The 21,584-nt window shown below is 54.8% G+C and carries 16 protein-coding genes; 12 read left to right on the plus strand and 4 right to left on the minus strand.

The features are described 5' to 3' along the window. Positions 1–25: 25 nt before the first annotated feature. The 9 genes from IPJ96_05100 (at position 26) to IPJ96_05140 (ending at position 12,007) form a co-directional block, all read left to right on the plus strand. Positions 26–1,033: a hypothetical protein gene (locus tag IPJ96_05100; protein ID MBK7909725.1), complete on the plus strand. Its 1,008-nt coding sequence runs from the start codon at positions 26–28 to the stop codon at positions 1,031–1,033. Further along, positions 1,030–2,031 carry a hypothetical protein gene (locus IPJ96_05105; GenBank protein ID MBK7909726.1) on the plus strand — a complete coding sequence of 334 codons (1,002 nt, stop codon included), beginning with the start codon at positions 1,030–1,032 and terminating at the stop codon, positions 2,029–2,031. Before IPJ96_05100 ends, IPJ96_05105 begins: the two co-directional genes overlap by 4 nt. Before the next feature lie 43 nt (positions 2,032–2,074). Further along, positions 2,075–3,085, plus strand: a complete 1,011-nt coding sequence (locus IPJ96_05110) for a glycosyltransferase family 4 protein (protein MBK7909727.1) — start codon at positions 2,075–2,077, stop codon at positions 3,083–3,085. A gap of 87 nt (positions 3,086–3,172) precedes the next feature. Beyond that, positions 3,173–5,074, plus strand: coding sequence for an asparagine synthase (glutamine-hydrolyzing) (gene asnB, locus IPJ96_05115; GenBank protein MBK7909728.1), 1,902 nt, complete (start codon positions 3,173–3,175; stop codon positions 5,072–5,074). A gap of 6 nt (positions 5,075–5,080) precedes the next feature. Continuing rightward, positions 5,081–6,217, plus strand: a complete 1,137-nt coding sequence (locus tag IPJ96_05120) for a glycosyltransferase family 4 protein (GenBank protein MBK7909729.1) — start codon at positions 5,081–5,083, stop codon at positions 6,215–6,217. A 21-nt stretch (positions 6,218–6,238) separates the two neighbouring features. Continuing rightward, positions 6,239–7,588 carry a hypothetical protein gene (locus tag IPJ96_05125; protein MBK7909730.1) on the plus strand — a complete coding sequence of 450 codons (1,350 nt, stop codon included), beginning with the start codon at positions 6,239–6,241 and terminating at the stop codon, positions 7,586–7,588. Beyond that, complete coding sequence (locus tag IPJ96_05130) at positions 7,588–8,688, plus strand: glycosyltransferase (protein ID MBK7909731.1); 1,101 nt, start codon at positions 7,588–7,590, stop codon at positions 8,686–8,688. Before IPJ96_05125 ends, IPJ96_05130 begins: the two co-directional genes overlap by 1 nt. A gap of 11 nt (positions 8,689–8,699) precedes the next feature. Next, positions 8,700–10,829 carry a bi-domain-containing oxidoreductase gene (locus tag IPJ96_05135; protein MBK7909732.1) on the plus strand — a complete coding sequence of 710 codons (2,130 nt, stop codon included), beginning with the start codon at positions 8,700–8,702 and terminating at the stop codon, positions 10,827–10,829. Beyond that, positions 10,826–12,007 carry a hypothetical protein gene (locus tag IPJ96_05140; protein MBK7909733.1) on the plus strand — a complete coding sequence of 394 codons (1,182 nt, stop codon included), beginning with the start codon at positions 10,826–10,828 and terminating at the stop codon, positions 12,005–12,007. Before IPJ96_05135 ends, IPJ96_05140 begins: the two co-directional genes overlap by 4 nt. 584 nt (positions 12,008–12,591) lie before the next feature. On the opposite strand, the gene IPJ96_05145 is transcribed toward IPJ96_05140, so the two are convergent. The 3 genes from IPJ96_05145 to IPJ96_05155 are packed head-to-tail and all read right to left on the minus strand — an operon-like array spanning position 12,592 to position 15,141. Next, a complete protein-coding gene (locus IPJ96_05145) occupies positions 12,592–13,635 on the minus strand; it encodes a DUF354 domain-containing protein (protein ID MBK7909734.1) in 1,044 nt (347 codons plus the stop codon). Between the two features lie 19 nt (positions 13,636–13,654). Then, entirely contained in the window at positions 13,655–14,191 is a 537-nt protein-coding gene (locus IPJ96_05150) for an acyltransferase (GenBank protein ID MBK7909735.1), read from the minus strand. 11 nt (positions 14,192–14,202) lie between these two features. After that, on the minus strand, positions 14,203–15,141 hold the full coding sequence (locus IPJ96_05155) for a polysaccharide deacetylase family protein (GenBank protein ID MBK7909736.1): 939 nt from the start codon (positions 15,139–15,141) through the stop codon (positions 14,203–14,205). Positions 15,142–15,658: 517 nt separating this feature from the next. Between IPJ96_05155 and IPJ96_05160 the strand changes: the two genes are divergently transcribed. Further along, positions 15,659–16,837 carry a sugar transferase gene (locus tag IPJ96_05160; protein MBK7909737.1) on the plus strand — a complete coding sequence of 393 codons (1,179 nt, stop codon included), beginning with the start codon at positions 15,659–15,661 and terminating at the stop codon, positions 16,835–16,837. 248 nt (positions 16,838–17,085) lie between these two features. Then, positions 17,086–17,382, plus strand: a complete 297-nt coding sequence (locus IPJ96_05165) for a hypothetical protein (GenBank protein ID MBK7909738.1) — start codon at positions 17,086–17,088, stop codon at positions 17,380–17,382. Between the two features lie 107 nt (positions 17,383–17,489). Here IPJ96_05165 and IPJ96_05170 read toward each other — a convergent pair whose 3' ends face one another. Further along, complete coding sequence (locus tag IPJ96_05170; GenBank protein MBK7909739.1) at positions 17,490–19,049, minus strand: T9SS type A sorting domain-containing protein; 1,560 nt, start codon at positions 19,047–19,049, stop codon at positions 17,490–17,492. A 545-nt stretch (positions 19,050–19,594) separates the two neighbouring features. Between IPJ96_05170 and IPJ96_05175 the strand changes: the two genes are divergently transcribed. Beyond that, positions 19,595–21,277 carry a hypothetical protein gene (locus IPJ96_05175; GenBank protein MBK7909740.1) on the plus strand — a complete coding sequence of 561 codons (1,683 nt, stop codon included), beginning with the start codon at positions 19,595–19,597 and terminating at the stop codon, positions 21,275–21,277. Positions 21,278–21,584: the final 307 nt, after the last annotated feature.

Raw genomic sequence — 21,584 nt, forward strand, 5'->3', positions numbered from 1 at the left:
CAGTTTACTGCATCCTGATATGAGCATGAAGCGATCGGAATTCCGGGCCAGGCTGAACCGCTATGTGAATGGCGCGATTTTCAGCACTTCCGATCAGGTTCGTTCATTGTTTTCCGACACATGGAGTTTTCGCGCGCATGCAGCCCAGATTTGCGAGGACTATCGCGTTTTGGAACCCGCACTACCCACCCTGCCTGCAGAGGAGGTTGTAATTCCTCCCTACAAATACCGGGATGTTCGGATAGAGGACCTCCGCGGCACCCTGGAGAAAGAGTTTCGACGCGACATCGACGGAATCGTCCTGCATGGCAGTTTCGGTAGCGGGGAGCCGGTTGCGTACAGTGATTTTGACGGACTGATCCTGCTGAACGACGAAGTATTTCAAGACGCGCCAAGGCTTGCTGATCTGGCTGCCCGACTGCATCGATTGCGTTCACCTATGTTGCAAATCGACCCCTTGCAGCACCATGGATGGTTTGTACTGACTTCCTCGGATCTCCGTCAGTATCCGGAATCTTTCTTGCCTGTTGAAGTGCTTAAGAATGCTTGCAGCATCTACGGATACAAGGATATGCGCCTTTCTATCTCCAGGTTGGAGCACGATCCTCTGGATCAGGGTTTCAGGAGAATGGCGGATACTTTGTCGGGAAAGATCCGCAATGGGCGCGTCCCTGCGAATTTCTACCAGGCCAAGGTCTTCATGAGCGAAGTGATGCTCTTGCCAGCCTTGTACGTGCAAGCCCGCGACCAAAAAGGAATCTTCAAGCGGGAGAGCTTTACCGCTGCCCGTGCCGATTTCAGCCCTTCGGTCTGGTCCATCATGGATGAATACTCGGCCTACAGGGCCAATTGGAATTTTCAGCCGAGAGGATTCGATAAATGGATGCTGTCAAAAAGCTCTTGGCTCTGGTTGCACTGGAGAAAGTCCCGTGGAACGCCCCTGAGTCGGGAAGTGAAAGCATTGTTTGAGCAGGAAAAATTGCAAGCCCTCGAGACGCTGATCACGGAGATGCGTCGTCGAATCGGAAAATGAGAGGGCCTTCATTTCAATATTCCGACTTTGTCAGGCCCGCTACACGGGAAGACTATGCGCGCGCTATCGATAATCGCATCGAATGGTTGCGAAGACAGCCCGGTTTGGTCACTGTTTACTCGATCGGCAGTGTCGGGCATCCCGGGATTTCGGATATCGATCTCGTAGCCGTCTTTGAGGACGATGCCGCGGTTGCTGAACATCCTTTGGATGGTCTTGATCCGATGTCGCGTTATCTGTTCGTACATACCCTCTACGGAGCAAGGCGATCCGACTTCCTGGCTGCTCAGCGTTTTTCGTTCTATCAGAATTATCATCTGCTTTCGGGCGAAAACCTGCTGGCTGGCAGTCAGGATTTACCTCCCGGTCATCGCTCCACGATCGAACGACAGATCGCCCTTGAATTCATGCTTCGGATGTACATCAGCTTGTTTCTCCAACGGGAGTACGGGCTGCTTCGTATCCGGACGCTCTTGTTGCACGGGAAAGGTTTACTGAACGATGCCCGTTCACTCGGTATTCCACAGGCGGACTGGATTGGAATGCTCGAGGAAGTGATGATGATGCGTGACCAATGGTTCACGAGAAGTGAAGCCGAAAACAACCGGGCGGTGGACGATTGGTTTCGCCGTTTTGATCCTGCTTATGGAACTTTCCTGAAGACGTACCTGCAAGCGGAGCCGTTTGAAGTGCCGGCAACTTCCGTGTTCAACTACGCGAAGAATATCCAGGTTCGGTCCGGCAAGGTCTTGCGTGCAAGCCGACACGGTTTTCGTATCCCGTTCGGTAACGCGCTCCTTGGGCGGAAGTACTTCAACCTGCAAAACCGCCTGAACAGGTTCGTGTTCGAAGTTCCGTTCATCAGTAGTGTCAACAACCCGCTGGTGCGCGAGTATTATGCTTTTTCAACCGGATTGAGAAACCGGACACGGCAAAACCTGCCGGGTTTCTTCGCCCTCACCAGTGCCTTTCAGGTTGGCCATGCGAATTCACTATGATCTGGAACCGTAACGAGTATTCTGCCGTATTCGCTTAAGACGGATGAACATCCTTTGGCAAAGTAAGACGGCTACCGTAGCCGAGGCATTCCGGGTCGGCCCGGATCAGATTCCCATGAACGGTGGAAATGCCTACGATGTTCAGGCTGCTATTGCGTTGAAGAACCACTTTTCGATTGCGATCGATCCTGTTACCATTCGGGGAAAGGAGAATGTGCTGGCGTATTGGTGGAAGATGTCGCGCCACAAGGCAAAGGCCGATCTGCTCATCCTGGAGCCGTTCCCGATCGTTTACGGCCGACGTTTGCCAGGGCAGCGTTCCATCGCGATGATCCATCATATCGATCCGGTGATCCGAAGCTCCAGTCGCTACCACCGTTGGTATTTCGACCGCCTGATCCGGCGCACGAAATCCTGCGATTGCGTGGTCACGGTTTCCCGCTATTGGCAGGACTATTTCATCACACAGGGTTGTAATAAGGTAGAGGTCATTTACAACGCCTTTGATCCTGAACCTTATCGTACTCCCGGATTCGATGCGCGTGCCTTTCGGGTCCGACATGGACTGCCGGAAGACAAACCACTGGTTTATATCGGTAATGCCATTCGGGAAAAGGGCGTTTACGAGGTATCCGAAGCCTTGAAGGATCAACCCTACCACCTGGTCATGACCGGTGCTGCCAACCGTGCCGGAGACCTTCCCGTGCAGTACCTGAAGCTCAACCGTCAGGATTATCGTGGCTTGTTGCGGGCATCCGATGTGGTGATCGCATATTCCCGGATGATCGAGGGCTGGAACCGTATCGCCCACGAAGCCTTGCTGAGCGGTACTCCGGTCGTCGGAAGCGGTACCGGGGGCATGCACGAACTCCTGGAAAACGCCGGGCAACCCGAGGTTCAAAGTCCCGAAGAGCTGGTGGCCGCCGTGGAGACTGTACTCAAAGACCGGAGGACCTACGCCGAAAAGGGATATGACTATATCCGTCAGTTTGACCTGGCCTATTTTGAGCGACGCTGGAAAGTCGTGGTCGACCAGGTAATGCAAGGCGGATAAATGGAACGGAAACCGTTTTTCTCCGTAATAGTTATCTTGCTATAATCGTCGCAGCTGCGTTTTTACGACAGCAGCGTATCTGTCCTCATGTGCGGCATCAACGGTTTTTGGAATCTTCACGGTAGGCGCCTGGATCATGCTCCCGAGCTGATGGGCCGCATGAATCAGGCTTTACAACACCGTGGGCCGGATGATGAAGGCTACTGGGGGACCGAAACGGAAGGTGTACACCTTGGCCATCGTCGCCTGAGCATCATCGACCTCTCGCCCGCCGGGCATCAGCCGATGCTCAGCCCTTCCGGGAATGTGATCGTCTTCAACGGGGAGATCTATAATTACAAGGAACTCCGGGAGCAGTTTTTCCGCGGGGAGCGGTTGCGGTCCGATAGCGATACCGAGATCCTGTTATTACTCTACGAGCGCTTCGGCGAGCGTTGCCTGGATCATCTCAACGGGATGTTCGCGTTCGCGATCTGGGATCCGCGAAAGGAAGAGCTCTTCCTGGCGCGTGACCGTGCCGGTAAGAAGCCGATCTATTACACCTTGCAGGAGGGCGTCTTTGCCTTCTCTTCCGAGTTGCGCTCCCTCTTCGAGCTGCCTTTTGTGAAACGGGAACTCGACGAGTCGGCACTGTATCATTTCCTGACCTATAATCTGCTTCCGCCTCCTTTGACGATGTTCAAAGGCATTCACAAGTTTCACCCGGCGCATTGGATGAAGGTGAAACGGAATGGCATTCACGAGTACCAACCGTATTGGGAGGTCGGATACCAGCATACCGGCGCACGCGACGAGCGGGAACTTTCCGCGGAAGTATTGGAAGGACTGCGCAAAGCGGTGTCTTATCGCATGGTTGCCGATGTGCCGGTAGGAGCATTCCTCAGTGGTGGTGTAGATTCCAGCGCCATTGTCGCGTTGATGTCGGGGATGACAACTGTGCCGGTCAAAACGTATTCCATCGGATTTTCCGGTCAGCCCGAATTCGACGAGCGCGTCTATGCCGAAAGGATCTCCAAAAAATTCGGTACCGACCACTACGAGCGGCAAGTCACCCCCGACGATATCCGGGAGTTTCTCCCGAAGATGGTGGACATCTTTGATGAGCCGCTCGCTGACGCGACCTGCATTCCGATCCATTTCATTTCGGAAAAAGCCCGGGAGAACGGGACCATTGTCGTACTGACCGGCGACGGCAGTGATGAGCTCTTCGCCGGTTATCGCAACTGGATGCGGGTGGCCGGCTTGTATCCGGCCTTCGAACGTTTTCGGGCAATGCCTGCCATGCTTAAACGTCCGGTTGCCGGTTTGTACGGCTTGTTGGATAGCACCTCTCCCCGCTACGAGATCTTATCCAGGGCGGCGCGTGATCAGGAATTCTTCTGGGGAGGAGCCAAGAGCTTTAAGGAGAGTACCAAGCGTGATTTTCTATCCGAAGACTATAATCGTCGGACAGCTGAGCTGGACAGTCATTCGGTCATCGCTTCGTTCCGTCGGCAGTACGAGGAAGCTGACCGGAGAAGTGACAGCAGTCCGCTGGACTGGATGTGCTACCTCGGATTCAAGTTCAACGTGCCCAACTATTACCTCCATCGCATGGACCGGCTGGGCATGGCACACTCCATCGAGGTGAGAACGCCTTTTCTGGACTATCAGTTTGTCAACATGGCGCTGAACATCCCGGAAAAGTGGAAGATCCGCGATGGAGAACCGAAATGGATCCTGAAAAAATCGCTCGAGGGACTGCTCGATCACGATATTTTATACCGGAAAAAGCGGGGGTTCAACGTACCCCTGAAGGCCTGGGCGGGTGACCTGATGGTCGATTATATCAGCAAAAATCTCCGGCCTTTCTGCAACGATTTCCCTCAGTTCAGGTATGAAGGACTACACCGGCAGGTGGAACGCCTGAAAGGGGGGAACGAACAGGTGGCCAACACCCTTTGGACCCTCTATTACCTGATGGCCTGGTTCCGCCGGTGGCTGGGTTAACCGATCATGGCCATCCGGAAGATCCTCATCGTTACCAATATTCCGACTCCCTACCGGATCCCGCTTTTCAATGAGGTGTACCGGCAGTTGAAAGTCCGTGGCATCGAGTTGAAAGTGCTCTTTGGCGCTGAGGGATATGCGCGTCGGAAGTTCAGGTTCCAGGCGGAGCAATGTCAGTTCCCCTTTGCTTTCCTCGGTTCCTCCTCGGTGGCGTTTGGCGATTCCGAAAAGACCATGTTCTCTTATGGGGGCATCATGAAAGCGATTCGCGCCGAACAGGCGGATCGGGTAGTGGTCAGCGGCTTTTCACTTGCAACCATGCGGCTTTGGTGGAGATCCTGGTGGGCCCGACAGGAGTATATCATCTGGTCCGGTGCCATCGCGCATCCAGGTCGAAACGACTCGTTTTTACGTCGCCTGCAGAGACGCTTGGTCGTCAGCAGAGCAAGCGGTTTCCTGGCTTATGGAACACTGGCCAAAGACTATCTCATCGGGCTGGGTGCACGGCCGGATCGGGTTGGCTTGGCCTTTAATACGGTCGATACGACCTTTTTTTCCGAAGAAACCGAAGGCCTTCGAAAATCCCTTACCGCCGGCCCGCCTTTTCATCTGACCTATGTAGGTTATCTCTCCGCCAGGAAAAATGTGGTCAGGGTCCTGGAAGTGGTCAAAAAGCTCAAAGAATCGCGTACTGATTTCGTTCTTGACCTGGTCGGGGATGGCGATCAACGTGAAGAGCTTGAAAATTGGGCAAAAAACAACGGTTTGGAAACCTGTGTGGTATTTCACGGGTATAAGCAGAAGGAAGAATTGCCGGCCATTCTGGCTCGCAGCAGTGTATTCCTGTTTCAGACCGACTTCGATATCTGGGGACTGGTGTTGAACGAAGCAATGGCAGCAGGATTGCCGGTCATTTGCTCTCCGCATGCCGGGGCTGCTCCGGATCTCGTCGTGGAAGGTGAAACGGGTTTCATCATGGACTATGCTGATACCATCGGCGTCGCAAATCGGGTGAGTCAATTGCTCGATCATCCCGAACAGGCGCGGCAGATGGGTATCCGTGCAGCGGACCGCATCCGGCAGCGATTCTCTCTCACCGACAGCGCGCGTGCGTATGTCGAAACCCTGCTTGCCGAAGGTTAATGCGGCTTTGATGTTGTTAGCATGCTGACGTTTCGCGAGTGGAAAGATCACTGGAAGGAACTGGATTGGACCCGGAAGTGGTTCCCGATCTTCCTGTTCCTGCGTCCCGTCGCCGACAACTTCTACTTTCTCAAGGACTACGGCTCCCTTTATTCGCCCATCTATATACTTGGTGTATTGACGCCGATCCTGTGCTTCGTAGCCATGAACCGGATGAAAAACATCCGGTCCGTCGCAACAGACCAGTACATGCGGATCTGGGCCATCATGATCCTGGTAAACGGGATCGCCTTGCTCACTTACGACGCTTCGATGGATAACTTCGGCAACACGCTGAAGTACTTATCACCACCCCTGTTGTTCTTTTATCTCCGCCACTTTATCCAGTCAAAGCGCGACCTCGTTTTCATTCTCCAGACGTTTCTCTACTCAGCTGTCTATCCGTACCTCTCGATGGCCCTCGAACTGGTCTTCGGTCCGGTCGATCCGGAATACGTCTCGGCTGGTCGGGGCGGAGGCGCCCGTCTGCGGGGGTATTATGCCGACAGCGCCAATTATTTTATCTACTTCATCAACTCGGTGATCATCAGCGTCTACTTCTTCCTGGATCGGATCTTCACCAAGAGCAAGACGAATCCGATGACCGCCAGCAAACTGCTCATCTTGTTCGCGGCGGCGCTGATCGGTATCATCCAGTTGCGACACGTGACCACCTGGGGAGCCCTGGCGGTGATCATCGCACTGCTGCTTTACTTCAATTCAAAAAATGTCAAGGGGTATGGCGTGTTGATCGTAGTGGGATTGATCGTGGTACCCTTACTGGCAACACTCGTTTACGATCAGTACATCTATCCCCTGATCGCAAAGGAATTCAACGTGTGGGAAGGGGATGTGGACATACAATACGGTTTCAATGGCCGGATATCCCGTTGGGAGCGGTACTTTGAGATCTGGGGTCAGATGCCATCCATCGCTCACTTCTTTGGCGTTGCATTGTCCGGATTCCGACAGGCGCCGATCATGATGAGTGGAGGTATGCACAATGATTTTGTCCGCATTCTTTTCATGACCGGAATTTTCGGTGTAGCGCTTTATGTATTGTTTATCCTCAGTATTTTCTTTCGCTGGACCATCTATAAAGTGCCCGAACGTTTCCTCATCCTGACCTCGGTGGCGGCCCTGATGATGTATTCCATGACCACGCTCCCGATGATCTATCCCGGGTTCCAGTATGTGTTCTTTTCGGTGTTCAGTTTCGCTTTGCTGAAGAAGCAAAAAGCCTACGGGGCGCCGCCTCCCCGACCGGTGTTTCGTACTTCGCCTCAATTCCCGGCAGCGGGACCGGCCCCATCAACTTCGACCGCTACCTGATGGAAAAACCGGTTGTTGTCCTTCTGGGTAAGATCCCGCCGCCTTACATGGGGCCTTCACTCGCCACGCAGATCATCCTGAAGTCCTCCCTGAATGAACAGTTCAGGCTGGTACACGTCGATACACGGGCGGTAAAGTCGCTGACCGCGATGGGTAAGTTTTCGTTTGCGAAAATCGGACGAAACATCGGGATCTACCGTCATCTCTGGAAAACGATCCGGCGTGAGCACCCGGCTGTGGTGTTGGTGCCGATCAGTCAGTCGACGATCGGCTTCTTAAAAGACGCGGTATTTATCCTGATCGCATTGCTCCTTGGTCGCAAAGTGCTCATCCACCTGCGTGGTAGCAATTTCCTCAACTGGATGAAGGGTAGTAGCGCGATCACACGGGCGTTCGTCAAAGGTGTCCTGCGACGAACCAACGGTGTCATCGTCCTCGGGAACAACCTGCGCTACCTGTTCGCGGGGATCTATCCGCCAGAACGAATCTATGTGGTTCCCAACGGTGCGGATTATGCGCTTAGCAGTCGACCCAAAGCGAATCATCCGGTTCGCTTGCTCTACCTGGCCAACCTGCAGGCATCCAAAGGGATCGAAGACCTCGTAGAGGCTGTTCGGTTATTGAAAGAGCAGGGGGTGGCGGATTTTCGACTGGATGTAGTGGGCGGATGGCGATCATCGGTGACCCAACAATCTTGCGAATCGCTCGTGCAGACGCATCAACTGCCGGTCAGCTTTCATCCGGCCGATGCCGGTGAGAAGAAATTTCAATTCTTATCCGAAGCCGATATTTTCATCTTTCCGCCGAGAGCGCCGGAAGGTCACCCCTGGGTGGTGGTTGAAGCCATGGCTGCCGGACTGCCGATCATCTCCACCGACCAGGGAGCCATCGTCGAGAGTGTGTTGGATGGAAAGAATGGATTCATTGTACCCGTTCGTGATCCGGCCGCTATTGCAGCGCACCTGAAGGAACTGATCCAAAACGACGCCAAAAGGGTTGAAATGGGACAGTTTTCGCGGCATTTGTATGAAACGGAATTTACCGAAAAACGTATGGTAGAAAGACTGGCTGCGACCTTTCGGGCCGTTATCGCCGCGTAGTACCACATCGTATGCAACAACTGACGCAGAATCTGAAAGACGGAACCATGCAACTGCTGGAAGTTCCTTTTCCGGCATTGACATCCGGTACTGTTCTGGTCAGAAATCATTTTTCCCTGATCAGCGCGGGTACGGAAGGTAAGTCGGTCAAGGACGCGCGCCTGGGGTACATCGCCAAAGCGCGTGCACGTAAGGAAGAAGTCAAAAAGGTATTGCAAGCGGTCAAGACGTTCGGACTGAAAGACACCTACCGCATGGTCATGAATCGGCTCGATGCGCCCTCAGCGCTCGGCTATAGCTGCGCGGGGGAGGTGATCGCGGTGGCATCCGATGTCCGTGATTTCCAGGTCGGCGATCGCGTAGCGTGCGGCGGTTCTACCGCCAATCACGCGGAGGTGGTGATGGTTCCTGTCAACCTGTGCGTTAAGCTTGATCCAAACGTATCACTGGAACAGGCGGCCTATACGACCGTCGGTTCCATCGCCCTTCAGGGGATTCGCCAGGCGGATCTGCGGTTGGGGGAAAATTGCGTTGTGATCGGACTCGGACTCCTGGGGCAGATCACCATTCAGTTGCTGCGTGCAGCAGGGGTACGAACCATCGGGATCGACATCGACGAACGGATGGTCCGCCTCGCGGAAACGATGGGATGTGACCTCGCCTTGTCACGGCGCCTCGAACAGTTGGAAGATATCGTTTCCAACTTTACGGGCGGACATGGTACCGACGCGGTAATCATCACAGCCGGCACCGACTCCACCGATCCGGTCGATCTGGCCGGCGCACTTTGCAGGAAAAAGGGCAGGGTAGTGGTTGTCGGAGCGGTCCCGACCGGATTCAAACGTCCGAATTATTTCAAGAAAGAACTGGAACTCCGCATGTCCTGCTCCTACGGTCCCGGTCGTTATGATCCGGAATACGAAGAACAGGGACTGGATTACCCCTATGCCTGGGTACGCTGGACCGAGAACCGGAATATGATGGCCTTTGTCGAGCTGCTGCGTTCAAGACGCATCGACCTGGAGCCACTGACGACGCACCGCTTCGATTTCAACGAAGCGAAAAACGCTTACCAACTGATTCTCGACCGCGCCGAACCCTTTGTCGGGGTTCTCCTGCGATACGATACGAGCCGTCCGTTAAAGACCCGCATCGAGTTTCAGGAACGAAAGAAGGCGGGAAGCGAACCGGGTATCGGCCTGGTCGGCGCGGGTTCCTTCGGACAGAATTTCCTGCTGCCGGCTATGAAAGGCCTCGGCCGGATGATCCATGTCTCCACCGCCAGGTCGAACAACGCGCGTAACATCGCCGATAAGCATGGTTTCGTGCGGTGTACCGGCGATGCTTCCGAAGTCATCAACGATCCGGAAGTCAACGTCCTTTTCATTGCAACACGACACGATACCCATGCAGCCTTGGTGCTCGATGGCTTGAAGGCCGGGAAGGATGTATTCGTCGAGAAGCCGCTCTGCCTGCATCCCGACGAGTTGACGGCTATTCAAGCAGCCTATCAGCAAGGACAATCGCGTCTGATGGTAGGGTTCAACCGTCGTTTCGCTCCGATGATCAAAAAGATCAAGCGAACACTCTCATCGAACGCGCCTGTTGCCATCCAATACAGGATCAATGCGGGGCATGTGGCCGCTGATCACTGGATCCACAACCCTTCGGTAGGAGGTGGGCGCATCGTCGGAGAAGTCTGCCACTTCGTGGACCTCTGTTCGTTCCTGGCCGCGTCGCAGGTTACCCAGGTTTCAGCCATGACCATGGCCGATCCCGCCAATCAGCAGGATACGCTTTCAATCACCCTCGGCTTTGCCAATGGCAGTGTGGCCGGTATCACCTATTTCTCGAACGGCAACAAGCAACTGCCGAAAGAATACCTGGAGGTATACCAGTCAGGAAATGTTTCCGTGATGAACGACTTCCGGGAGCTTTCGAGTTTTGGAAAGAACAGCGTGAGCGAAAAAGGTGTCCAGGATAAGGGCCACAAAGCGGAAGTGCGCGCTTTTCTGGAGGCTGTTCGGAACGGTCAACCTTCGCCGATTCCCGCGTCGGACGTTTTCAACGCGACTGCCGCCACGTTTGCCATCCTCGAATCGATCGCGACAAAGGGCCAGGTCGTGCGCCTTGATCAATGAAATCCGGGGAAGCAACGGTTGATCTTCGGGACGCCCTGGATCGTCTCGTCGCCTACGTCGAGCGCGAAGGCTACAAAGGCTATGATCCGTACGATACGCTCAACGCGGTCATCCCCTTCCGCTGGTTCGGCCGCTGGGGTGAAGTGATCGCGACCCAGATCCAAAAGCGAAATCCCGTCAACATCCGGTCTCTCTTAGGCATTCGGAAAGGACATAATCCGAAGGCGATGGGCCTCTTCCTGCATGCCTACGCGTTGTTGCAACGGAAATTTCCGGAGCGCGATTACCGGAAGCAGATGAGCTTCCTGCTGAATTGGCTGAGCGATAACAGGAGCAAGGGTTTCCAACATGCTTGCTGGGGTTACAACTTCGGCTGGAGTACACCGAAAAAGCATCTGCCGGCTTTCGCCCCGACGGTGGTGGCCACCGGTTTCGTGGTCAAGGGGCTTTGGGAGTATCATCAACTTACCGGGGATCCGATTGCAAAACAACTGATCCTCGATGCAGGGAAGTTCGTGGTCAACGATCTTCCGCGTACGGAACTGAAGAACGGAATCAGCTTCAGTTACAGTCCCTATTTCCCGGATGTCTGCTACAATGCCAGCCTGCTCGGCGCCGAGATCCTCGCGCGTGCTTACGCGTTAAACGGTGACGAAACGGATAAGCGCCTGGCAGTTGCCGCCACCGAATTCGTAGTCGGACAACAGCACGCCGACGGACACTGGAAATACAGTTTTGAACCCGATTCAGGTGTGGAACGCCACCAGGTCGACTTTCACCAGGGCTATGTGATCGATTCGATCGCGTATGTGATGCAATTGACCGGGCACCAGCCCGCGCATTGGCCCGAAGCCGTGCACAAAGGTCTGCGCTATTTCCACGATGTGCAATTTCATGCCGACGGGCGCGGACTGTGGCGCATTCCGAAAGAGTATCCCACCGAGATCCACAACCAGAGCCAGGGCATCCTGACGCTGAACCGCTGGCGCGCACTATCGCCGGAGACGGCCCCCAGAGCCAAGACGATCGCCGACTGGACCATCCGCCACATGCAGGATCCTAAGACTGGACATTTCTATTATCGTCAATACCCCCACCATACTAACCGCATCTCCTTCATGCGCTGGAGCAACGCCTGGATGATGCTGGCATTGGCGGAATTGGTGAATAGTGAATAGTGAACAGTAAACAGTGAACAGTAAACAGTGAATCCTGCTCGCCGTAGCTTTAGCGAAGGCGGGAGTGAATAGCGAATATCGAATCCTGCACGCCATAGCTTTAGCGAAGGCGGCAGTGAATAGTGAGTTTCGATAGCTGTCTTCGTCCCACGTCCCACGTCCCTCGGTCTCGGTCTCGGTCTCGCGTCTTCCCCTTGTCTCACGTCCCTCGCCCCACGTCCCTCGGTCTCGGTCTCGGTCTCGCGTCTTCCCCTTGTCTCACGTCCCTCGCCCCTCGTCCCTCGGTCTCGGTCTCGGTCTCGCGTCTTCCCCTTGTCTCACGTCCCTCGCCCCTCGTCCCTCGGTCTCGGTCTCGGTCTCGCGTCTTCCCCTTGTCTCACGTCCCTCGCCCCTCGTCCCTCGGTCTCGGTCTCGGTCTCGCGTCTTCCCCACATCCCTCGTCCCACGTCCCTCGTCCCTCGGTCTCGGTCTCGCGTCTTCCTCCTGTCCCTCGTCCCTCGGTCTCGGTCTCGCGTCTTCCCCACGTCCCTCGCCCCTCGTCCCTCGTCCCTCGGTCTCGGTCTCGGTCTCGCGTCTTCCTCCCTCTACCAATTCCCCGACTCAATCAGCCGGGTCATGAAGCTCGCGACTTCGATCTTGTCGTGCAGGAAACGCTGGCGCTTTGCTTCCCAGTGTTGACGATCGTGCAACAGGGGTAGCCAGGTCGTCACTTGTTGATACAAGCCCTCTTCGTTATCGGGGTGAATGCTGACACCCAGGCGGTACTTTTCTTCCAATTCGACCAGGTAGCCGATCTTCCCGGCGAAGGCATTGAAGCGAATGAACGGAACGCCCAGCACGCCGGATTCCGCCGACATGGTCTGACTGTCACCGATGAACAGCGATGAAAAGGCCATGATGTGGTGAATGTCGATCGGATGGATGTTCAAGCGGTAGGGCTCGAACTCGGGAGCCAGCGCGCGTTCCGAAGTGATATACACTCTTCCGTGCGGCTCCAGCAATTCAATGAGTTTACGCGCGATCGCGTCGCTGATCCCTTTGGCGTTGGTGTCGTGGTGCGCGCCCAGCTTGGCGAAGCGCAGGAGAAAGTAGGGCGTGTTTTCCGGTATGTAACGCTGCTTGACGGCGGGATCGGGCGTGAACAGATCGGGGTGGAGGTAGGCCAGTTCGTGGTTGCCGGCATAGGTGATGGTCTTGCCGGGCCGTCCGGTTACGCAGACTTCCGGTGCTAACAGGTGTTTGGCAAACGGATGAGCCAGCTTGTCGACCAGCGGCACGATCGCGGCATCGTCTTCGTTCACGAAGATGTTCGGAATGCGCAACAACCAACCGACATGACAGATCTCCGTCGAGGTCCCGATCATCAGGTCCGGACGGTCGCGGAGGCATTGAGCAACCAAGCGGAGGTCCTGCTTGAGCAATCCCAGCGCGATCGACCACTTGTTGTCCTTACGGCCGTGCGGAAGAAAGTTCCGGTATTCGAGTCCCTCCTTGCGCAACAGGTCTTCGAGTACGTCCTTCTTCGTCGCGATCAGTGTGAGACGATGACCGTCGGCCTTCAGCTTGCGGATCGTGTGCTTGAAGAGATAGAAATGCGCCGGATGGTGCAGATAGATCAGTACGTGCATGCCTTGGCAGTAATTGCGGTCAGTCGGGCAGTGGACCGCTCTTGAACGCTTCGTGATCGGAAAAGTCCTTCACCACTTTGGCAGGAACCCCGGCCGCAAGACAACGGGGCGGCACATCCTTCGTTACCACCGAGCCGGTCGCGATCACCGCTTCGTCGCCGATGGTGATGCCCGGAGCGATGGTGACGTTCGGCATAATCCAGACGCCGCGCCCGATGCGGGTTTGCATGACTTTGCGCGGATATATTTTTTTCAATCGTGTATTCGACGGAATGTTCGCGTGCGCGGTGATGATGGTCCGGTCGCCCACGGAGGTGTGATCGCCGATGAAGATCTGATCGGTGAAGACGCGGTCGAACATCACTTCATGACCGATGTACACGTCCTTGCCGATGTTCACGCCGCGCCACCGGTGGATGACTGTACGCCAGCTTTTGATGAAGCAGAAGAAGGCGAGCTTGTCAAGGAAAAACCGCCAGACAAATTTGATCGCGTAGCGCAACTTGCCCAGCGTGCCTTTGTATCCGTAAAAATCCAGTACTTCTTGTGCCGGCATACAACGTGTGATTAGTCGTTCAGAAACCCTTGTCGCTTTGCGTACTCGCGTACGGTGATGAATTCATACCCGCGCGACTGATAGAAGCGGATGAATTGCTCGTACAGCGGGATCGCTTTGCGTCCCAGGTTTTTCACTTTCATTTTCCCACGGACCACATCGTTCAGGAGGTATTTGACCGGGTTGTTGGTTCGTCGTGCGATGGTGCGGTGTTCGGTATGTTCTTCGATGAATTCGTTTGGATGCACGTCGAATACCATCGGTTTTCCGTTGGAACGGGTCTCGGCATGCAAAAGCCGTTGTTGCAGACTGGTGACGCCCGGGAAGAGGCGTAGCGTTGTCCCTACGAATGGGAACAACAAAGCGGTCAGCGGTACCTCTACGATCGGTCCGTTACCTTTTCGAAAGAGATTGTCGGGATCGGTGCGGTAGGGTAGGCGCGGTGCCTTGAGCCAGTTCAGTTTCTTCATGCCGCCGAACGACAGAAACATGTCGAAGCGTTGGGAAGCCACGGAACTATCGGTGCGGTAACCCGCTTCAGCCAATGCGCGGGGCGTATGTTCGTTGACACGCAGCGCTGGTGCACGAAACGAAACGACCGCCTGACCGGAAATGTCTTCCAGGACCTTGCGCGAACGCTGCAGGTGCTCGACTTGTTTCCCATACGGCAGCACGTCGAATGCTTCATCCACTTCGTGGGTCCAGCCATGCGAGGCCACTTCGTGACCGTCGGCCAGGATGGCACGCACGACTTCCGGAAACTTCACCACCATGTCGCCCACAAAGTAAAACGTACTCTTCACGCCGAACTTTTTATAAATGTCCAGCAGGATCGGCATGCCCTCGTCGCGTACCTTCTCGCCGGTTTCGTCGCGCAGCGTATTGAACCAGATCGAATGTGTTTCCACATCGTTGGTCAGCAGACAATATTTCTTGTTTTTATCAGGCATTCGGGTGAGCGGGTAGCGGGCTTTGCGAACACGCGGTCTCCAGGGAAAAAAGCCCTTTCCCAGTCTGATATTATACTAATTCCTGACGGAGTAGGTTGCTCCCGCCGCGGGCTTTTCGCGCAATTTCGGCTTTTTTTCAGGTAGAAAATTACAGCCCCGCAAATCGTCAAACCGTAAGAAAATCGCGTGATTTAGCCCAAAGACCGCGCTGGAAGCGGATTTTCTACAAGAAAGGTTGCTTCAACTGAATCCTTGCACTATATTCGAAACTGCAAACAGCAACAATCGAGTACCAGGGGAAGCATCAAGGCCCTTACGTGAAACACACACCAGGACTGGGATAGCGGCTGCGAACCGTTTCTATCCATCCCGGCTCACCAAGGATCTTCGACGGAAATGAATGGGGTTCATTCCGGAATACCGAAGACTGCCTTAATCCTGTAATGATTCGGCTGAGTTTCGTTTGCGTCCGCTTTACCACGGGGTAATTTGCTATTCCCCCTTGTAGGGCTGCGCTATGAAGAAGAACGGAAGGACCACCAATAACCGGAACCTGCTGCAGGACCTTCGCTGGAATGTGTTCAGCGGTAACGGTAATGCCGCGCTTGCCTGGCAACAACCCAGAAAGCAGGGTGCTTCCCGGAAGAAACGGTACAGCCCGCGTCCGCATCTCGAGAAGATCGGCGGGATGGAGCCGCAGGTGCGTGCCTTCATCGAACGTTTCATAGAACTGTCGGGAAAGAAAGTTTCCATCGTCCGCACCTCGATCGCTGAAAGCGTACGGCAGTTGCCCGACTCCTGTGAAGCGATCGTCAACCTCAAGCGCCTGAACGACATCCGATCGATCAATGCGTTTCTCAGCGCTGCGAACCGCGGATTACCGCTCGGCGGAACCTACGTCGGTTGTGTGGAGACCAAGTACCTCCGCCGCCAGCGCGTGTTGCATAAGTATCCGTTCGGGATCAATTACTTCATGATCCTGGTCGACTTCATCTACAAGCGCGTTTTCCCGAAGCTTCCGGTGACCCGCGACCTGTATCGTTTCCTGACCGGTGACCGGAACAAGATCCTCTCCAAGACCGAAGCCCTGGGGCGTCTCTACGCAGCGGGTTTCGAACTCGAAGAGAAGAAGTTCATCGGCAACCTGCTCTGGTTCGTCGTGCGGAAGGTCAAAGACCCGCTCTTTGATTATGAACCCGTCTACGGACCCATCTTCAAGATGCGTCGGCATGGAAAGGGCGGCAAGGTGATCCATGTCTACAAGATGCGGACCATGCATGCTTATTCCGAGTACATCCAGAAGTACGTTTACGAAAACCACAACCTGGCCGAAGGAGGAAAGCTCAACAATGATTTCCGCGTTTCATCCCTGGGCAAACTTTTCCGGAAATACTGGGTCGATGAACTCCCGATGATCCTCAATCTGCTCAAAGGTGATTTGAAGATCGTCGGCGTCCGGCCACTAAGCAGTCATTACCTCAGCCTGTATTCGGAAGAATTGCGGGAAGTCCGGAAGCGACACAAGCCCGGACTGATTCCTCCTTTTTATGTCGACCTGCCCAAGACGCTCGACGAGATTCAGGAGTCGGAACTGCGCTACCTGCGCGCTTACGAAAAACAACCGTTGCTGACCGACCTGCGTTATTTCTGTCGCGCTGCGTTCAACATCCTCGTCAAAATGGCCCGGTCCAAGTAACACCGGCTGCTCGTCGTAACGGAAACCGATCGATTACGATTTCCACCAAAAATATCTTGAACTGCCGGCCACTGCCGGCCACTGCCGGCAGTTCTGCTTTTACATAGTGGAGTCTACCCGGTTGCGCCGATCGGGAGCATCATACTCGTTAGTTCGGAATAATGCCGAACCGTCTTGCACATTCCCACTTTTATCGTAACTTGTAACTGCCGAACCGGTTTGGAGCCCGGGATCGGCGCTGCGATTTCATGGTCACCGAAGCTGCTCAGGCGTTTCAGTTATTTTATCCCACCGAGAAAGTATTCCGGGTGGTGTCTTCCGGCGCTTTGAAACGGGCAGGGTATAAGGTCATTTCCTCCTGCGACAAAAGCCGGCAGATTCGGTTGCGCAGAAACCTGTTTCCATTTCGTCACCGCGATGTGATCGTCCACCTGCGAAAAGACGGCGACAACCTCACGCGCAACGAGATCCGACGCGATTGTGAACGCAAATGCGTCAAAGACCTCTGCCACGAAGTGGCTGAAGCGTTTTTCCGGATATTCTGATCAAACTAAGTCAATGACTGCCGTGACGACGTGATAGAATTCACGCCCGACTTTGCTGTAAGACTGAAGCCCGCGCCACCATTCGGGCGTGCGAGGATCTTTGCTGGTCATTCTGCGATCAACTTGACCACTTCCGTGCCGGTACCTGCAGTGACTCTTAAAAAATAGACACCACTGGCTTGAGCGGGTAGTCGCAATCTTCCTGTTTCCGAGGTGACCGCGAAGTGCGCTTTGCTGAAGACGGTCTTTCCTGTAACGTCCAACAATTCAACGCTCACATTCCTGAGCTCCTTCTTGAATTGCAAATTGAATCCGTCCCGCGACGGATTGGGGAAGATCGTAAAGTCGACTCCGATCCCATTCGATGCCGGAACACCGGAAGTCAGATTCATCATATCGAATTTGATGGCCTCCAGCGGTGAAACGAATCCACCGGTATCCACCACCTGTTTCCAACTGCAGATGGCTTCCGTTCCGGAGACCTCGCTGATGCAAGTGGCCGGATATGGCGTACTGAAGCGAAGCGTATCGGGGTATACATAGGATAAATCAATCCACATTCCCCCGGCATCCTGTGAGCGGTAGTAGAATGGAAGCTCCCCGTCAACGGAGTTGTAGAACGTAGCGGTGAAGAATCCTCCTGCGTTCTGGCTGTACGCTTGCGCGGGCAGGGTGGAATTGTCCAGAGAGCCATCCACGGTTTCGAGCCCCCACGTTCCGCCCGGTGTTGCAGGAAGGAAAAAAGAAACCATGTCTTTAGTAGCGTTTCCGGGATTGTCGGCCACGGCGAAGATGGAAGTGGAAAAGCCCCCTGCGCTGTTAGGCGTTAGGGAACTCTGCATGCAGATCTCCGGACTGCCGCAAATGGCATTCGTGAACGAGAAAAGCGTATCGACATTCAGCGGTACCGTGAACCAGGAAGGCAATCCGGCAATGGTAAAGAGTACCGATAAATGGCCGTTTCGCTCAGCTACGATCCCGAACCGGCCGTCGCTGCCTCCCTGTCCGGTGCCGTAGGAAATATCAACCTTCCCATAGCTTCCTGCTGTGGAGTCGAGCCAGTAGGGGCCGTCAAAATTCAATCCGCCATCTTCCGAGAGGTAATAATTCAGCGAGTCGACCGAAGCGCTGTTCCGGACAGAATAGGCGATGGCCACCGAGTAGGGTGAGGAAGTACTCATCGGGTACTTACTGTCGGTGGCCAGGGCGATATCCGTTATGGCGTAGGTGGTGAAATCGCCGAGCTGTACTTCCGTTCCCACCGGGATACCGGACGAGGCATCGTAGCAACGGACTATACCGAAGTTCTCCGGCCCTCCGTTTCCCGGGCCCAATAGCGCCAGGACAATCCGGAGATTCAGCGTGTCGGTACCGGCAACCAGCATATCCTCGATCTGCGGATACCAGCCCGATGCACCGGGTACACTGAAGTCGATGACGGTTTGCCAGGTAGAGCCGTTGTCTTTGGAAACGGACACCCGGTAACCAGTACTGGGCATGGAGTAATAATTGAATCCATTGTAGATCCATCCGTTAAAGGCGACCGAAAGAAATTGTTCCCGCACTTCGTAATCAGGATCGACGAAAATGGTCCTGTCGGGGCCAAAACTCTGCGCGAAAACGGAGATGTTCAGGCAGGTCAATAAAAGAAGTAAAGAGGTTTTCATCGGATAGTTTTTTGTGAAAGTAATAGAATGGAGGAATAAAAAAAATGACAGCAGGTGGGCAAGGGGGAGTGGTAACTAGTAATTAGTTATTAGTGATTCGATGTAAGCAACCAGAAACCCGCCTGCCTGCCGACGCTTTAGCGCAGGCAGGAAACCCGAAACAATGACCGTCAATCAGGAGCGACACGCGCGTGCCCTCCTCACCACCCGTCCCGTGCTCGCTCGTCATGGAACGTCGTGTACGTTCATCAGCAATCCTGTCTGACGAGCTCGCCCGGGGCTAGCTTACAACGCCACTGAAGCCGATCACCGGTCACCGGTCTGGCTTCATTGTCATGGGCCACAGGTAGGGGGAACTATAATTACGCCCCTCCGGGGCTGTGAATTGGAATAGAAGGACATCGTCAAAGATTTTGGACCCCTCCGGGGTCGTACGAACTTCCGGTTTTATTTTTCTAAAAATCACAAATCACAAATCACTAATCACTAATCTCCATTCTCCATTCTCCCTTGCATACCTCCCTATCCCTTCCTACCTTGATCGCATGCTGCGACTATTGTTAGTGCTCATGATCGCGACCGGTCTGTCGGCCCGCGCGCAGGAAGTCTACGTGCACGTTTCGAATACCGATCTCTATACCTACATCGACGAACTGGCCAATGCCGGCATCTCGGAACTGAACTCGGCGGTTAAACCGTATAGCCGGACGTTCATCGCTTCGGTGCTATCGGAAGCGGATCGCCGGAGAAGCGAATTGAATGCGCGACAGCAGCAAGAATTGGATTTCTATCTGCGGGATTTTAGGAAAGAACTCCAGGCCTACCGTAACCCGAACGAAACCCGCAACGGCCACGACCGTGAAATGAACCTGGCCGGCAAGCGGCTGGGCAACTACCAGGGACGGGAGACCCGACTCGATTTGTTCTACTACCAGGATTCGCTGTTCACCTTTACCGTCAACCCGATCCTGGGCGGCGAACTGTTCAGCAACGACTCCGGTTCGTTCCGGAAGATCTGGAACGGAGGAGAGGCCTGGGGATACATCGGGCCGTACACCGGTTTCTATTTCAGCCTGCGCGACAACCGCGAGTCCCGGCGACTGAGCGACCCCTTGTACCTGAACCAGTACCCGGCATCTAACTACAAACCCGATTCCGACGGCGGCGGTGATTTTGACGAAGTGCGCGGTGGCTTCATGATGAGTTGGAAGTGGGGGAGTGTGGGCTTGTTGAAAGACAACCCCGTCTGGGGCGACAACTACCATGGCGCGAACATCCTGTCGGACCACGTGCCCAGCTACGCCCACATCCGCCTCCACATGAAGCCGACGCGCTGGTTCGACTTCAACTACCTCCACGGCTGGCTGGTTTCCGACGCCATCGACAGCGCCAGGATCTACCCGCAGGGAATCAGCAACCGCATTGTGTACCGGCAGAAGTTCGTTGCCGCCAACCTGTTCACCTTCACTCCCTGGAAACGGTTCAACTTTTCTTTCGGAAACTCGATCGTCTACGGCGACCAGCCCGTCCATCCGGTCATGCTGATCCCGTTCCTGTTCTATAAGAGCGTCGACCACTGGCTGACGTCCACCGGCAGTAATTTCCTCGGCCAGAATTCGCAGCTCTTCTTCAACATCAGTTCCCGGAACATCCGCAACCTGCACCTGTACAGTTCGCTCTTCATCGACGAGCTGAGCCTGAGCAATGCCCTCGACGAAGACAAATCCTCGAACATCTTTTCGGCCAAGATCGGCGCCCGGATGAGCAATTTCCTGGTGAAGAATCTGTTCCTCACCGGCGAGTATACCCGGAGCAATCCGATCACTTACCGGCATTATATCCCGACCGCGTCCTTTTCATCAAATAGTTTTAACATGGGACACTACCTCGGCGACAACGCCCAGGAGGTCTACCTGGCGGTAGGGTATAAGCCGGTAGCGCGGTTATGGGTGGAGGCCTCCTGGAGCATCGCCCAAAAAGGGCAGGAGTATCCGTACGACGGTCGTTCAAGCGGATTCAACGGGAAGGGGCTTCCCTTCATCGACCGGGTCTTCTGGCAAGCCGAAGAGATCGGGCTCCAGGCCCGCTACCAGGTCATCAACGACGGCTGGGTCTTCGCCCGCTTCCTCAGCAGCGACCACCACGGAGCCATGGTCGATACCTACACCATGCCTTGGTTCCGCGGGGAGCTCAGCACGCTGAGCTTCGGAGCAAACTTCGGTTTTTGAAGGGTAAATAGTTTCGCGTTTCCGGTTTCGTGTTTCGCGTTATTCAACCAACCAGAAACCGGAAACCAGAAACCCGTAACTTTTTCTCGTCCCTCGTCCCGCGTCCCTCGTCCCGGCACGATCCTTGCAACCCGCCACAACAACCGCGCCGTTTATCTTTTTTTTCATTTAACCCGGAACTCGCCTGCCTGCCGAAGCTTTAGCGCAGGCAGGAAACCCGAAACTCGGAACCAGGAACCCTCGCGTCGTTCACCACGCTTTTCCCGCCATTGGCCAAAATGGATAGGATTTAATTACAAGCCGGTCT

The sequence above is a fragment of the Bacteroidota bacterium genome (assembly GCA_016713765.1).
GTDB classification, from domain to species: Bacteria; Bacteroidota; Bacteroidia; order AKYH767-A; family 2013-40CM-41-45; genus Pollutiaquabacter; species Pollutiaquabacter aromativorans.